Consider the following 14,067-nt stretch of genomic DNA (forward strand, 5'->3'; position numbering starts at 1 on the left):
CCAGAGAAAAAATGTATTGACCAACATCGGGGATTTTTGCTACTCGCGCACGCACCTGCGCACACCTGACTCAAAAAACCATGGGAACTGTGGGAATGTGGGAACATTGCCCTCTAGGCCGCGCCATTGCTGGGTTTCTCTGTTCCCATCCAAGGCTAGCTATGATGGGAACAAAATTAGGTGGTGGGTACACATGAATAGCTTGTTCCCATCTGTTCCCATAGTGTTCCCATCAAATGGCAGGTGTAGTGGGAACGTTGCAACACCTTATTACACAAGGCTTTCAATGGTATTTATATATAACGTTCCCACTGTACCCATTGTTTTTGTTGTTCCGTGCGGGCGGCTGTGCGCGCACGAATACATTAACCGCATATAAAAAACAAGGGCCGCATGTAGCGACCCTGATCGTTCTTCTGGCTGGCTTATTCGTCTTCCAATCCATCTGCCACATCTGCCAGCACTTGCCCGGTCAGCACATAGGCCCAGCTTGGGGCGTCCATGCCTGGCAGCCTAACTTTGCGTTGAAATCGCTTCTTGTCTTTCGACGTCAGCAGATAACCCGCCTCAAAGCACAACTGAGCCGCTCGCTTTGGATCCCGCCCCTTGGTGATCTCCGCCCAAGCCGACGGCAACACGATAAAGCTCACTATGCCCCCCTCCACCTTGCGGTAACCCACCATGTTAGCCGGGCGGTGATTAGGGTCGTACCAGTCCGCAAAGCGGCTGAACTGGTGAGCAACCATAAAGCCCCGAACCTGATCCCGTGCTGCCTTGTCTTCCTTGTTGCCCAAGTGCCCCCGCTCATCGAGCCACGCCTTGAGGCATACCCGCACCGACCTTGTAGCCTCCCCCTGGGGCCAACCGGTGATCCCCAGTTCGCTCGCCAGCTCACCCGCCGCCGCTACTAGGGCAAAGCGGTTGATGGCCCGCCCGACCTGATTACCGGCATCCTCCGGAGTGAACTCATGCGCCAAACGCTTCATATCCGCCTTCAGCCGCTCCCTGTACGCTTCCAGCCCTGCGGCCAACGCTTCGGCATAGGCACGGAATGGAGTGCCATAGTGGCGCTTACAAGCGTCATTGAGCGCGTCCGCAAAGCCTCGCCCGTCCGGCTGGCTGTGCAGCTCCTCAAACGCCCCATGCTTGCCGGTGCTGCTCGGGATCTGGATAGTCCGCACCTCCATCCCTGCCTGGGTGCGCTTGCCTGCCTCGGCGGCATGATCTTCAAGGGAAAGCTCACCGGTCGAGAGGAACAGCAGCCGCCACGCTTTGCGCTCGCGCAATTCGCCATCCTGACGGCTACGCCCCTTGCCTTGCCCGTTCGCCAGCATGTAGGCCACTTGTCCGGCCTCACGCCCATCCAGTTCGCCCAGCTCATCGAGACACAGCAGCGCATCATTACGCCGCCCAGCGATCCCCTCTATGGCGTTACCCGTTGCCCGCCAGGTGTGGCTATAGCGATCAGGCTGGCCGTAAACACTCGCTGCCGCCTTCATGATGGTTGACTTGCCATCTGTACTCTCGCCCTTGAGGTGGAACCCCCCCCCCTCAAGCCCTACCAGTGACAGCAGGGGCGCGGCAAAGGCCAAGGACAGGGCAAACCCTAGCCGACTGTTGCCAACGGCCACAGCGGCGATCTGGCGCTGCCAATCGGCCAACTCCCCGGCGCTGGTAAAGTCACTGTCCACGTAACCACCCGATTGCAAGATCACATCACCGGCATTCGGCCCAATGCCGCCGCTTGGCAGCACATACGTCCCATCATGCCAACCGGTGTGCTCAACACAGGTGATCTCGCGGCTAGGCTGGCACATCATCAGATAGCGGGTGAACTTGTTGCGCTTCTCCATGTTCACGAACCCAAGCCCGCCATCAACCAGCGACACTATCGCCGCCTCACCCCCGCGCTGGATCAGCCTTTCCATGGGCATAGCCCACTGACGCAAGCGGCCCCGGCTGTCCTGCCATTCCAGCAGCTTGCCATGACCATAGCCCCGCTCATTGGCCGTACGTGCCAGGACACGCACAACCGGCGATAACAGCACCTCCTCACGCCGTGCCTCTTCACCGCGCCCGACCCACTCAATTCCGTACAGCCCGCCATGTTTGATAATGAACCCTTCCGGCAGATCATCGTTTTCATCGTGTGCCTGCGGTGCTGGATCCTCTTGCTGATCCGGCAGGAAGCCGGGATCCCCTTCTTGCACCGCGCTTACTGGGTTTGGCTCAGTGCTCACCCCCTGTGCGCTGTCCGGGGTTGCCTGCTTGGCCGCCTGCTGGCCCTTGGGCTTCTTCTGGCTGGCCGCCTTTGGCTTGTCGGTCTCCGGCGATACAACGGGGATCACCCCCATGATCGCCGCCTTGGTGTCATCGCGCCCATAGGCTTGGTGATAGTCGTTCCAATCACCTGGGGCAGGCGGTAGCGACACCAGCCCCCCCACGGCTTGCGCGGCCTCCTCGGCCTTGACCTTGCCTGGGTTGCTCTGCTTGGCTATGTCGTTGTCACCACACACCAAGATCATCGCCTGGGGATGTTGCCGGCGAGCTGTGCCGGCAACGTTCACCAGGTTGCCGGCGTCCATCGCGCAATAGACCGTTGCCCCGGTCACCAGGTGCACAGATAGCCCGGTGGCATACCCCTCCACAACGGCAATCAGATCCCCGCCATCGATGCGGTGATAAGCCCCTTGTTTCTGACCGCCTGCCAGATAGCTCTTGGATCCGTCATGCCGGATAAGCTGCACGTTCACCAGGTAGCCGCCTTCATCGGTCAGTGGAACCACGGTTGAACCATGGGGAAAGCTCTCCTTGCCAATGGCGATCACCGTGCGCGTCATCAGCCCATGTGGCCACCTCACGCGCTTACCGACCAGATAGGGGGAATGCCCCTTCTGGCTGTCCTCCACGATGTCAGCGGCCCGCCGGGCGGCCTTCTTGCGCATCAGCTCGCTTTGCTTGCGCTCCTGCGCTTCCCTGTTCTGCTGTTGCTGCTGCAAGCGCTCACGTTCTGCAGGGTCCATCCCCGCACCATTTAGCCCCACCAGAGGGGCCACCATAGCGGCGGCCTCCTTGATTGGTTTGCCGGTTACTTTGGCAACCAAGTCCAGCCCGTCACCCGCGCCGCACTCGTTGCAAATGAACGTGCCGCGCCCCCCTTTGTCATCGAGGCGGAAACGGTCTTTACCGCCACAAGCCGGACAGGGGCCATGCTTGCGCCCGCTAGGAACATCAATGCCCAGTGATGCCAAGACGCCGGGCCAGTGCCCACAGGCCGCCGCAGCGACATCAGAGACCGCGCTCGCATGGTTGTTGTTATTCGCGCTCATGGCTTTCCCCTTGTTCTTGTTGTTTCTGTCGCTCCTCTTTGCAGATCTTGGCGACCTCAATCACGAATATCTCTGCCCGCAGAATTTGCGCATGTGTCTCAGGCTTGAAGCGCACCACGGTCTGATAGTCGCCAAAGGCACCATGATGCAGGCGATAGTCAACCGCATGGGTGAGCTCCATCAGCCAGCCAGGCAGCATTTCGACAGGAAGCGGCAGCGGCAATTTGATGGTCTGCATGGGATAGCCGTTATCTTGCTCAAATTCGATCATTGGACACCTCCTACCATCGCTTTCCGTTGCTGCTCCTGCCGTTCTTCCTGGCAAATTTTGGTTATCTCAATGGCTAACGCTTCCGCTCGGATGATTTGGTCTCCGGTCGTCGGTTTGAAACACACCAGCGATTCATTAAAACCACCTTGCTCCACGCCCCTGTAAGTCCGGATTTCATACGTGATATCCATCAGCCAGCGCGGCAGCATGTCGAAATGGACAAGAAAGGGTAATTTCAGGCCCTGCATTGGGTAGCTCGCCCCCTGTCCGTTCTGCTCATTGCTCTGTCTCATCGCTCACCCCCTGCCATCTCATCAACCAGCAGATCGACCAGTTCACGAAATGCCCGGTCATCTAAACCGGCCTTCAACTGGCGGGCCTCTTTGGCGGTCACGGCAACAGCCGCCCCTTGGGTCTTGGCAATGAATTCGGCTCGGGCTTTACGGGTAGGGAAGGCGCTCAGGCTGCCCGCTTGCGAGCGTTTGCCGGTGCGTGGATTGATAGGGCCAATGAAGCCGGGTTCGCTGGCTGCCGCCCATGCAAAGAAAGTGAATGGCATTCTCATGCGGCCACCCCCTTGTTGCTCGGGATGCGGGACATGAACACCAGGGGCAAACCCGCCAAGGCGGCGCGCGCCTGGGCTTCGTTCTGACCAAAGGCGGAAATGGTGCGGATACGGGACAGCTCCACCACGCGACAGGCGCGGGAGCGTTGGATCAGGAAGGTATAGATCATGAGGGTAATTTCCATCGAGTTTGACACGATGGCGGATCGGGTAGCCGCAAGACAGCGCCCCTCGATGGATAGGCGCAGCCGGGGCGTTTTCTTTGGCTCCCGACCCATGCCCCGAAACTGGATAAACCTCCGGCGCAGTGGCCGAAGTTTCGGGATATGAGGCATATTTTCATCGAGTGATTCTGCTTGCGGGTGTCTAATCCGCCAGCCATGCCACCACTTGTCTAAGGTGGTAGCAATGAAGATCGTACCGTGTCGCACCGTATCAGGCAAGCCCGCTTGCGAGCGAAATAGTGCTTTGGTCAGATCTTGGTCTTTGATAGAGTGCATTTTAATCAATCTCTCATCGGGTTGATTGAATAGCGGTGGGATAGTACGAAGTGAAGTGGGGGCCATGGGTTGGCCCCCATTTTTATGCGCTCATTTCGCGGCGAAAACGCTGCATCTTGCCTGGGGTGTCGCACAGGTCGAAAAGGTCAGCGGCACTCGGCGTGATGTCCATGGCCAGCAGTGCCATAGCGGCTTCGTTCTCGTCTGCATATTCCAGCATGTCACTGCCTAGCTCCTGACGAAATGCCCCCATCAATTCACCGTTTACCCAGTCATATGCCATCCCAACCCCTATAACACGGCCCTTGGTATTGGTGATGGCCGCCAGCTTCTCCAGGTGCGGCCTAAGCGCCTTGAGAATGCCCTGTGCCTCAGCATCCAGCACCTTGGCGTAACAACGCTCCACGGCCTGACGGCTTATGACAACGGCCTTATGAGCCTCATACAGCGGCAAGATAAAACGCCGCTCCTGTTGTTCTGATTGGTTAATAGCCAGTTGACCATCCGCGATAAGCTCGCCAAGCTCACGATACTCATCGTCAGTAGCTTTCTGGCTCTGTTCACCGCGCACCAGCCCATCTACCCGGCCTTGGCGGATCTCATCACGGCGCACCTGGGCCTGTGCCATCCGCTCCAGCAGTTGCTGGCGATTCTCCCGCAGCGCCTGCACCTCACGATCAATCCCCGCCATCATGTTGTGCTCACGGCGACAGGTGGCGATGCACTCATCCAGCGCAATAGGTGCCACGTCCTGTACTTCCTGGGTATGTTGTATCTGTTCCATGGGGTCACTCCTTGGTAGTGATGCTGATGTCGTCAAAGGCGGCGTAGGCGGTTTTATCGCCAAGCTCATATGTCTGGGATCTGATATACCGCAAACCCCAGCTATTGATGTCGCCAAGTTCATCTGCATTGAGGCGGTGGGTATGGCTGGCGCTGATGATTTGCAGGTTCTCTGGGAAGGTCACGGCCAGGTAGTTGCCCGGCATGCGCTGGTGCGACAGTACAGGCATATCGGCGATCTTCATCTGCTGGTCTTTGCTACGCACCTGACCAGGCTGCAAATAGGCCTGCTTGTGTGCCCGTAGCAGCTCGCCGCCCACCATGACCCGCAAACGTGGATCATTGCGATATGCCGCCGGTAGCTTGGCTATCAGGGCATAAGCCATGGTATCGAGGTCGACATAGTCGCCGGTGCCTTTGGTATCGAATGTGACAGCAGAGCGCACCACCCGTTCACCACCAGGATCGGCAGCCAAAGCAATGGCATGCCATCCCGGCATCACGTCCTCACCGTTGGGGTTCGCAACCGGGTCGGTGTTATCGGCAGCAAATTGACCGTGGAAGCCAACGCGCAGCAGATCATCACCAAAGGCAGCCAAGGCCAATGATTCCAGCAGCTCGTTGGCCTGGGTCTGGCTCAGCCCTGACAACATCTGAGCAAGCTGGCGCCATGTCCAGACGGCGCTACTGTCTATTTCATGGAAGGTCAGATCGCGCTGGCTTGGGCGTGCAGGCACGATGAAGCGCTCGCCATCCTTGCGACCTGAGCGCAGCCCGTCCGTCATAGGGTCAAAGAGCGGCGCAGTATGGTCGTCTACGTCCAGAAACGTCAGCAGTTCCAGCATAGGGGTTGCTTGCACAATGGCAGAGCGCAGTAAGCCGCTGCCGGTAGGGTCAATACGAAATTCTTTATCAGCCACCTGCATGGATAGTATGCTGATATTATTTATTAAATCTGTATAGCTTATCGGTTGATTTTTCATATATGTCTCTGCTTTGTTAGTCCAGCATTGTGACTGCCCAATAAGGGCATTATTTTTGCTGAATTTCATGTGTGTAGTGCCGACGCTCGCTGGTTCGTCGGTAACTCCTAGTGCTGGCAAATACCATTTACCAGTGCCAGCGAAATCAGGCTCTGGCTCGATGGAACAAAACATATAACGGGATGCCTTGTTATATGTGATAAGTTCAAGCGATGGCTTGATGATGGCAAACAGCTTGACGATACCATTCACCACTTCTGATTTGAGTGCATCGACACTGCCAAGCGATTTAACGCGGTAATGGTCAGGCCATAGGCACGCTGTATAAAACTCCTTATTATAGGTTGCGGCCATTTGGGTTAGCCATTCAGGCTTTATCTCCCGTCCATCAATGGTTTTGCCAGCCGTGGCGATACATACCCAGTCTGTTTTTAATTCAGATGTACTCATTGAAAACCCCAAGTATTGTTATGAGAAAGCACTATTTTGCTTTTGACAACTCGATAATGATTTGTTTTTTATCCTCAGGTGACAACGAATCTATGAGCTGCAATATCAATGCACTAACCTTATTAGCAGATGGCCTTATCGTATGTTTATATGCGAGCACAGAAACCCAGGTATGCCCACAATCATCCGATTTGCATCGACAATACAAATTAGAGACGTTTTCAGACATTCGATCAGTCTTGGTGATAACACCAACACCACCACAATGATGGCAGAGCACGCGCATTGCTATGAGTTTGCTTGGTTACTGACAGGTTGATTGATGGTAGCGCTTTTCGCTGCAATCCAGGCACGCACTTCGGCGACAGGCCAACCGGTAACTTTGCCAGAAATCTTGACCGGCTTAGGGAACTTGCCAGCCGCAGACCAGCGCCAGACAGTTCCGATGGAAATGTTCAGCGTGTGGGCTACTGTGGCAACCCTTACAAAGCCTTCTTGCGGTAATGCATGGGGGGATGTGGTTTTCATGGCGTGTAGCTCCAATGCGTGGCTTTACGTGTTGGAGCTATGAAAACATAGATTTGCTGATTTTCAGCGGCAGGTAGCGTCTACCTGATGTTGGGTAGCGTCTACCTGACGTTGGTTAGGCGCGGGCTACTTGCTCTTATGCACCTTTCCCGTATTTATTGCAGCACCTAAAAGTTTTGATATTTTTTCACGGCTAAGGATCGGATTATCCGACCCAAAAAGAAACTGAGAATGGTTACATATAGCCTCTGTTATTTTATTTGCAGCAACTCCCTGTAGCTGCTCACTGTTGACACCAAGTTCATCAGACCAGTTAAATAATGCATAGAATGCGGCAGCGTAAATTTCCTCTCTCTTTTCCTCATGATGATTACGTTTATTTTTATGCATTTTTTCAAATGGTGACAATTCCGATGCGTCACAATCAAATTTCTTGCCGCGCACGATATGATATTGCAGCTTCTTTACCTCTTCATATTCAATGACCAATGAATTTAATAACTCTCTGCCATCCATCGATAAAGTGAAATGCGCAAAATTTGAATCAGCTACACTAACCCCATCTAGATAGGCACCAATATAAAATTCATCAACACATTCACCTTTAATTAAATGATTAATACCTTTATTGTCGATGAGGGCGAAAAAATACCCAAATGGGGAAATTTCTCTTTTTGGCTCTAAATGGTCATAGCAAGGATCTTTAGTAGAACGAATGAAAATATCAACAATGGAATACCCACCTCTTCCTATCCATTTCATTTTTTCGTCACGGCAAGTCATTCCGAAAATATGTATTGATTTATTTAATTCATTTTCCGCATGCCATTCAGATAAAATGCCAATGACGTCTTCCCTTGTGTTTACTCCTTCACAAACATTAAAAGGAATATTATTTGTTTCGGCACTAATTAATTTGTAGCGTCTTCCTGTTTCATGGAATATTATGTTCAAGTGAGTAGCACCTGTAAGATTCCAATGAAGAATATCTTCAATTTCGCATCCTAATATATCGGCTGCCCTGTCAATTTTAAAATATTCAAGTGGTGGTATAGTACGCAATTCAACCATAATTAGTATTACCTCACTGTTATCTACAAAATGCGATTATCCTGCTCTGTTAAAATTAATAGGCCGTACATTGCCACCCTGTTGTGACTCGTAGAAATCGGCCAGCCACTGCAACAACTTGCGACGGTCGTCCAGGTATTCGGCACGGTGATACGCTGCCCTCACCTTGTTGCGCTCTGCATGGGCTAATTGGCGCTCTATCACGTCAGGGTTAAAGCCCTCTTCGTTCAGTGTTGTAGAAGCTAGCGCCCTGAATCCATGCGGTGTGGCTGTCCCCTTGTATCCCATGCGGCCCATGGCATAGCTCAATGTGTTCTCACTGATTGGGGTAGTCAGACGGCGCTCACTGGGAAACAACAGCTCACAATGCCCCGTCAGGCCGCGCAGCTCATCGAGCACGGCCAGCGCCTGGCGGGATAGGGGAACGAGGTGCGGGGCTCGCATCTTCATACGCTCAGCGGGGATCCGCCATTCTGCCCGCTCGAGATCGAACTCATCCCAACGGGCAAAGCGCACCTCACCTGGGCGGGTCATGGTCAACATCAGCAGATGGAAGGCGAGGCGGGTTGCCTGATTCATTGGCTCAGCGGCCAAGCGCCGATAGAACTCCGGCAGCTCAGCCCTGGGCAGTGCGGGGCGGTGCTCTTTCTTGGCGGCTACAAGCGCCCCCTTGAGGTCTTGCGCTGGGTTGCTGCTCGCTCGTCCTGTCTGAATGGCGTAGCGCATCACGGCGCTGATCCGCTGCAACACGCGTCCGGCGGTTTCAGACGCGCCGCGCTTCTCCACCTTGCGCAACGCATCGAGCATCATGGGGGCTGTCAGTTCGGTAACGGGTACAGCACCGAGATCAGGGAATGCGTCAGCCTCCAGTGACTCGATCACCCTGGCGGCGTGGCTTGGGCTCCATCGCGCCAACTGGCCTTGATGCCACTCCCTGGCGAGCACTTCAAAGCAGTTCTCCCTGACTATCTGCCCGGCGATCTTGTCCTGCTTGCGGGCAAGGCCAGGATCAACACCTTCAGCGATAGATCTCCGGGCGTCGTCTCGCCTGGCTCGCGCCTCTTTTAGCGACACCTCAGGGTAGACCCCAATGGCTAGTTTCTTCTCCTTGCCAGCGAATCGGTATTTCAAGCGCCAGTACTTGCCTGACTTGTTGACCAGCAGGAAAAGCCCCTTCTCATCGGTCAGCTTGTCCCCACTTGGTTTGCCGCTCCATTTGGCTTGTCTTGCTGTGATGTCGTTCAAAGGCATTGGGGGCCTAAATCTCCAATGTTGGGGGCACAAATCGTTATCAGTGGGGGCCTAAACTTTTTTCGTGCAGCCCTTACGCGGCAACGCTTGGCCGGTATTCTGGGGGCCTAAATTCACTCGTAGAAATTTAGGCCCCCAAAAAGGCCCCCAGATTTGGGGGCATGTATCGACACGATATGATACGACAAGACACAACAAAAAACCCGCAGAGCCTTACGCTATGCGGGTTTGGGATACCGTATGACACGATATGATATGAAAAAATGGTGCCCGGGGTCGGACTCGAACCGACACGGTTATTCACCGGCGGATTTTGAAACCATCGCCAGCCGTTGTGAATCAATGAGTTGCCGTGTTTTCGCGGGTTTGCTTGGGGATGGGTGGGGGTTATTGGGTGTCGCTGGTGAGCGCTGCCGCCACTTTGCCGCCATTTTTCATCGCGGTGATCGGGTTGAGTTTGACCGCGTCTTCGAGGTGGTCCGGGGCGAAGTGGGCATAGCGCATGGTCATCTTGATGTCGGTATGGCCGAGGATGCGCTGCAGCACCAGGATGTTGCCGCCGCCCATCATGAAGTGGCTGGCGAAGGTGTGGCGCAGCACATGGGTGCGCTGGCCAGCAGGCAGGGTGATCCCGGCGCGGCGCAGCGCCTTCTCGAACTCGGCGTAGCAGTCACCGAACAGGCGGCCGGTTCGCTTGGGCAGCAAGGCCAATAGCCAGCCGGCCACCGGCACTGTGCGGTTCTTCTTGCCCTTGGTGCGGGTGAAGGTCAACCGGCCGATGCCGACCTGTGAGCGGGTCAGCTTTTCTATCTCAGACCAACGCGCACCGGTCGAGAGGCACAGCATCACGATCAGCCACAAGTCGTTCAGCCCCGCGCACGCTGCCAGCAGCTGTTCGATTTCATCCTGATTGAGGAACGCCAGCTCGGATTCTTGCACCTTGTACTGGCGCAGCACCTCGAGCGGGTTGCCGTGGGCCCACTCCCCCAGGCGGCCGAGCTCGTTGAACACGGCCTGCAGGTAGAGCAGTTCGCGGTTGATGGTGGTCGGGGAGACCTGTTTGCGCTGACCGGGCACATAAAGTTCACCCGCCAGTCGCCGCTCACGGTAGGCCGCAAACTGCTGGGCGGTGAACTCGGTCGCCAGGGGGTTGCCCAACGCCTCCGCCAGCCAGACCAGCTTGTCACGACGGCGGTCGCCATCGGTCAGGGTCTGGCCGTGGCGACCATACCAGAGTGCCACCAGGTCGCTCAGCCGCCGTTCATCCACATTGCTCGCCTCTGGCTGTTGCCAGGGCTGGGCCAGCATGTGTTTTTCCCACGCCAAGGCTTCGCCCTTGGTGGCGAAGCGCTTGCGCTTGCGGGGGCCGTCACGGCCTTGGGGGTAGACCTCGACAAGCCAGAGCTTAGGCTTGTCGTCATCGAGTTTACGGACGGTCATACTGTTTCAAGTTGATGAGCCTGCTCATGTAAGCCATCTCGCTCAAATGGGTTGTAAATCTCGATCGAGGATGAGCCATCTGGTAGTGATATTGCTCGCGTGAAGCTTCCATTTTGGAGAAGCGCGACAAACTCAACTTGAGTAAGGGTTATGCGCTCAATCTCGACCAAGCGCTCACCATCTGGCTGAGATACAGCGACCGTTACAGTCCCCTCATCATAGGTTTGAGAATTGATAGCCAAAGGGATTCGGTCTTGTGCTCGTTCACCCTGAGCAGAGCTTGCATTATTCCTACGCAGAACCCCGGTAAATTCACCCTCTATGCGATCAACAGTGTCATACCCTGCAGGGGTTGAAAACTTAACCGACAGCGCTCGTTCATTTGTCATTTTTACAAATTCAGACCATGGGCCTCGATGGCCTGAGATGTGACTGCAAATCAGCTCACCACCGATAAAGTTAAAAGCGTGGCCTTGAGTCCAAACACTCTTCGAGATCTTTTCTTTAGGTTTGTCTGAGTTAGAGGTAGATATAGCTGTCAACTTAATATCTAAAGATGGTCGGTGAGCCTCATGGACACAAAAACGCCATCCAGCTGCATAGCCGTCAATGAAGCGAGCGATGAGGCATTGCCGCCTTGGCAAAGTGCGCCATGTTGTAAATGTGTCACGAATATAGTCTATGTCATTACTTGGCTCATTACCTGTAGAGCCCATAATGAGATCATATTCGCCTACCTCTGGGAGCTCACCAGTAGTAATGAGGTCTATGAACTGTTGCTCGGTTAATGCGAGAGCGCCAGCATCCCGTGCTTTTGCTGTTTTAGACGGGCCTGCATTGGGACCGCAACAGAGGTAAGAGAGCCGTTTAGTCACGTCTTTCTTAATAGTTAGGCCAGCGCTTTCAGCTTGGGTTTCTAACCGATCTCTATCAGATTTTGAAAATCCAGTGAATGCAATTTCAGCTTTAGCTGTAGATTGCTTCGGGCGAGATTTTGACAACCTTGGCTGTGATGAATCGAGCAATGATGGCACGTCTACAGAAAGCAATTCATTTTCGCTGCTGAACATGCCCAGTATTCTGTCAATGCGGAAAGTTCTGAACTGTTTTTTGGGTAACGCAACGCCTTGCAAATGATGGTCACTGACACTGATATTAACAACATGATAGCCTTCAGTGCTTCCATCTGATTTTTCGTAGATAAAGAATGCCTCTTTATCAATTATCTTGCTGTTGTCAAACATTATAATTCCCTTTAAATGAAATTCATTGAATTAAAATGGCCGTAGACATAAGGCTGTTAACAAATTTCAATTAGCAAATAGGGCGCTTTAGCGCCCTATCGTTTTCTAAAAATGCGGTGTTCGACCATCACGCCGATGATTTCGATGTGCTGCCGGTCGGAGTGCATGGGCGGGTAATCGTCATTAAGCGGGACCAGCTCAAACACCTCTTGCCCGTTCTCATCGATGCCGCGGGGACGATACGCTGTGAAGTTGCCGTCATTGCTACTCATCATCGACTGCTCTCAGGTCAACCGTGATCTGCCGAACCGGCCCATTGCTTAACTCTTTGGCCAAGGCTGTCGCGTTCTTGGCGCTAAGATTGTTGATTTCAATCTGCTTGCCTTCGACGATAGCTTTGACACTGCAACGGTTAAAACGACTGACAAGCGCAACGAGCACCGCGCATATTGCTTTTACCTGCTCAGGGTTTTGTGCAATCCAGTCAAACACTTCGATAAAATACTGAGCACCGTCGCTGTAGGTTGCGATCGCGCCACCGTTTTCAACCCCATGCTCTTCCAGCAACGCGGTTAGCGGTGTCGCATCATGACCCTGTATGTTCAGATACAGGCTGCCAGCTTCTCGGTAACGAATTTTGCTCATTTAACGTCCCGCCTATTAGGAGATGTCCGCCATGTTCACCGTTATCTGCCACTCTTATCGGTTGGCGCACTTTGAGTCTTCCGATCGTTTCGATGCCGTGGTGCTGACCCACACCCCGACCGGGTTGCGCCAGCGGTTAAGACAATTTTTGAACATGATGTTTTTTGCACTAGCAACCCTCTATACCCGTCACGCAGACTTGGAGGTCAACGGCAAATTGTATCCGCTCGCCCTGTCTGGTCAGCGCTGGTATACCTTCGACCAGCTCCAACACTTCGCCCTGCAATGCTTGTTGCTCGACCGGGCGCGGTTACTGATCCTGTCACAGGACGCCACCTGACCCTCACCCACCCCGCCGACAATTCAGCCAGCTATCTGGTAACATGCCGTGAATATCCCCCCTTTCAGGAGCCACGATGAGCCACTTAAAAACCGAGCGCGGCCAACGCTTGCGCGACTCAGCGCTGCCAACGGACTTTAAATTAGCCCTAGCAGCTACCGACTACTTCAACGCGCTGAAACACCCAGGGTTCACCGACGAATGGGGGAGCGCTGCTGATTTTCACCACGACCTGCTGATCTTCATTGAGCTGTACTGGCAAACGTACAAAAAGAAGCCTGAGCATGATCCGTTATATTCAAAACTCGAAGCGGTGAGGCTTAATCGGCAGCCTCGGGGTTAATCGCCAGAATGCTCTGCACCACGCGCAACCCCCAATCCGTTGGGTATACCTGCTCGATATAGCGATCCACTCCAACCGCCTCAGCCAAATCAGCGGCATCGCTGGCTTGATCAGAGGGCCAGCCGCATTCAACCAAGATGTCATATATGGGGTGATACGTGAGTGCGTGGCCGTGACTCAGCAAGGCCTTAAACAGTCCAATGGCCTTCGATTTATCTATTGGGTTCGCAACCCCGCTGATGGGTGTCAGGCTTTGGGCTAATCGCTTGATTGCCTGTTCAAGCACACTCTCGGTCATACCTGCTCCATGCTGATGCCAATTCA

General features: G+C 54.3%; 17 protein-coding genes and 1 pseudogene. 2 read left to right on the forward strand and 16 right to left on the reverse strand.

Going from position 1 to position 14,067, the window contains the following annotated elements; all coding sequences use genetic code 11:
* Positions 1 to 425: 425 nt before the first annotated feature.
* From OKB87_RS14990 to OKB87_RS15060, 15 genes and pseudogenes are all read right to left on the reverse strand, one after another.
* A complete protein-coding gene (locus tag OKB87_RS14990; protein WP_270827865.1) occupies positions 426 to 3,329 on the reverse strand; it encodes a DUF927 domain-containing protein in 2,904 nt (967 codons plus the stop codon).
* Positions 3,316 to 3,600 (reverse strand): hypothetical protein, encoded by a 285-nt coding sequence (locus OKB87_RS14995; RefSeq protein WP_270827866.1) that lies wholly within the window; start codon positions 3,598 to 3,600, stop codon positions 3,316 to 3,318. The genes OKB87_RS14990 and OKB87_RS14995 overlap by 14 nt, the downstream gene beginning before the upstream one ends.
* A complete protein-coding gene (locus OKB87_RS15000; RefSeq protein ID WP_270827867.1) occupies positions 3,597 to 3,893 on the reverse strand; it encodes a hypothetical protein in 297 nt (98 codons plus the stop codon). The genes OKB87_RS14995 and OKB87_RS15000 overlap by 4 nt, the downstream gene beginning before the upstream one ends.
* Positions 3,890 to 4,165, reverse strand: a complete 276-nt coding sequence (locus OKB87_RS15005; protein WP_270827868.1) for a hypothetical protein — start codon at positions 4,163 to 4,165, stop codon at positions 3,890 to 3,892. Before OKB87_RS15005 ends, OKB87_RS15000 begins: the two co-directional genes overlap by 4 nt.
* Entirely contained in the window at positions 4,162 to 4,335 is a 174-nt protein-coding gene (locus OKB87_RS15010; protein WP_270827871.1) for a hypothetical protein, read from the reverse strand. Before OKB87_RS15010 ends, OKB87_RS15005 begins: the two co-directional genes overlap by 4 nt.
* A 412-nt stretch (positions 4,336 to 4,747) precedes the next feature.
* A complete protein-coding gene (locus OKB87_RS15015) occupies positions 4,748 to 5,449 on the reverse strand; it encodes a hypothetical protein (protein WP_270827872.1) in 702 nt (233 codons plus the stop codon).
* Positions 5,450 to 5,453: 4 nt separating this feature from the next.
* Complete coding sequence (locus OKB87_RS15020) at positions 5,454 to 6,881, reverse strand: GPO family capsid scaffolding protein (RefSeq protein ID WP_270827873.1); 1,428 nt, start codon at positions 6,879 to 6,881, stop codon at positions 5,454 to 5,456.
* Positions 6,882 to 6,912: 31 nt separating this feature from the next.
* Positions 6,913 to 7,167 (reverse strand): ogr/Delta-like zinc finger family protein, encoded by a 255-nt coding sequence (locus tag OKB87_RS15025; RefSeq protein ID WP_270827874.1) that lies wholly within the window; start codon positions 7,165 to 7,167, stop codon positions 6,913 to 6,915.
* 2 nt (positions 7,168 to 7,169) lie between these two features.
* On the reverse strand, positions 7,170 to 7,409 hold the full coding sequence (locus tag OKB87_RS15030) for a helix-turn-helix transcriptional regulator (protein WP_270827875.1): 240 nt from the start codon (positions 7,407 to 7,409) through the stop codon (positions 7,170 to 7,172).
* Positions 7,410 to 7,535: 126 nt separating this feature from the next.
* The gene (locus OKB87_RS15035; protein ID WP_270827876.1) at positions 7,536 to 8,480 is read right to left on the reverse strand and encodes a hypothetical protein; all 945 of its coding nucleotides are present in this window, start codon (positions 8,478 to 8,480) and stop codon (positions 7,536 to 7,538) included.
* Between the two features lie 36 nt (positions 8,481 to 8,516).
* Entirely contained in the window at positions 8,517 to 9,731 is a 1,215-nt protein-coding gene (locus OKB87_RS15040) for a tyrosine-type recombinase/integrase (protein ID WP_270827877.1), read from the reverse strand.
* Between the two features lie 387 nt (positions 9,732 to 10,118).
* Entirely contained in the window at positions 10,119 to 11,171 is a 1,053-nt protein-coding gene (locus tag OKB87_RS15045; protein ID WP_103858631.1) for a site-specific integrase, read from the reverse strand.
* On the reverse strand, positions 11,168 to 12,415 hold the full coding sequence (locus tag OKB87_RS15050; protein ID WP_270827878.1) for a BRCT domain-containing protein: 1,248 nt from the start codon (positions 12,413 to 12,415) through the stop codon (positions 11,168 to 11,170). The genes OKB87_RS15045 and OKB87_RS15050 overlap by 4 nt, the downstream gene beginning before the upstream one ends.
* Before the next feature lie 95 nt (positions 12,416 to 12,510).
* Positions 12,511 to 12,666 (reverse strand): annotated as a pseudogene (locus tag OKB87_RS15055) (LexA family transcriptional repressor); the annotation flags it as partial.
* 13 nt (positions 12,667 to 12,679) lie between these two features.
* A complete protein-coding gene (locus tag OKB87_RS15060; protein ID WP_010673014.1) occupies positions 12,680 to 13,060 on the reverse strand; it encodes a hypothetical protein in 381 nt (126 codons plus the stop codon).
* Between the two features lie 31 nt (positions 13,061 to 13,091).
* Here OKB87_RS15060 and OKB87_RS15065 point away from each other — a divergent pair, with 31 nt between their 5' ends.
* Together OKB87_RS15065 and OKB87_RS15070 are read left to right on the forward strand one after the other, a co-directional pair.
* Positions 13,092 to 13,400 carry a hypothetical protein gene (locus tag OKB87_RS15065; protein ID WP_270827879.1) on the forward strand — a complete coding sequence of 103 codons (309 nt, stop codon included), beginning with the start codon at positions 13,092 to 13,094 and terminating at the stop codon, positions 13,398 to 13,400.
* Between the two features lie 76 nt (positions 13,401 to 13,476).
* The gene (locus OKB87_RS15070; protein WP_010673012.1) at positions 13,477 to 13,743 is read left to right on the forward strand and encodes a hypothetical protein; all 267 of its coding nucleotides are present in this window, start codon (positions 13,477 to 13,479) and stop codon (positions 13,741 to 13,743) included.
* Here the strand turns inward: OKB87_RS15070 and OKB87_RS15075 are convergent.
* A complete protein-coding gene (locus OKB87_RS15075) occupies positions 13,721 to 14,041 on the reverse strand; it encodes a hypothetical protein (RefSeq protein WP_010673011.1) in 321 nt (106 codons plus the stop codon). The genes OKB87_RS15070 and OKB87_RS15075 overlap by 23 nt on opposite strands.
* Between the last annotated feature and the right edge of the window lie 26 nt (positions 14,042 to 14,067).

It is taken from the genome of Aeromonas sp. Y318-1, from assembly GCF_027706125.1.
Classification (GTDB): Bacteria; Pseudomonadota; Gammaproteobacteria; order Enterobacterales; family Aeromonadaceae; genus Aeromonas; species Aeromonas hydrophila.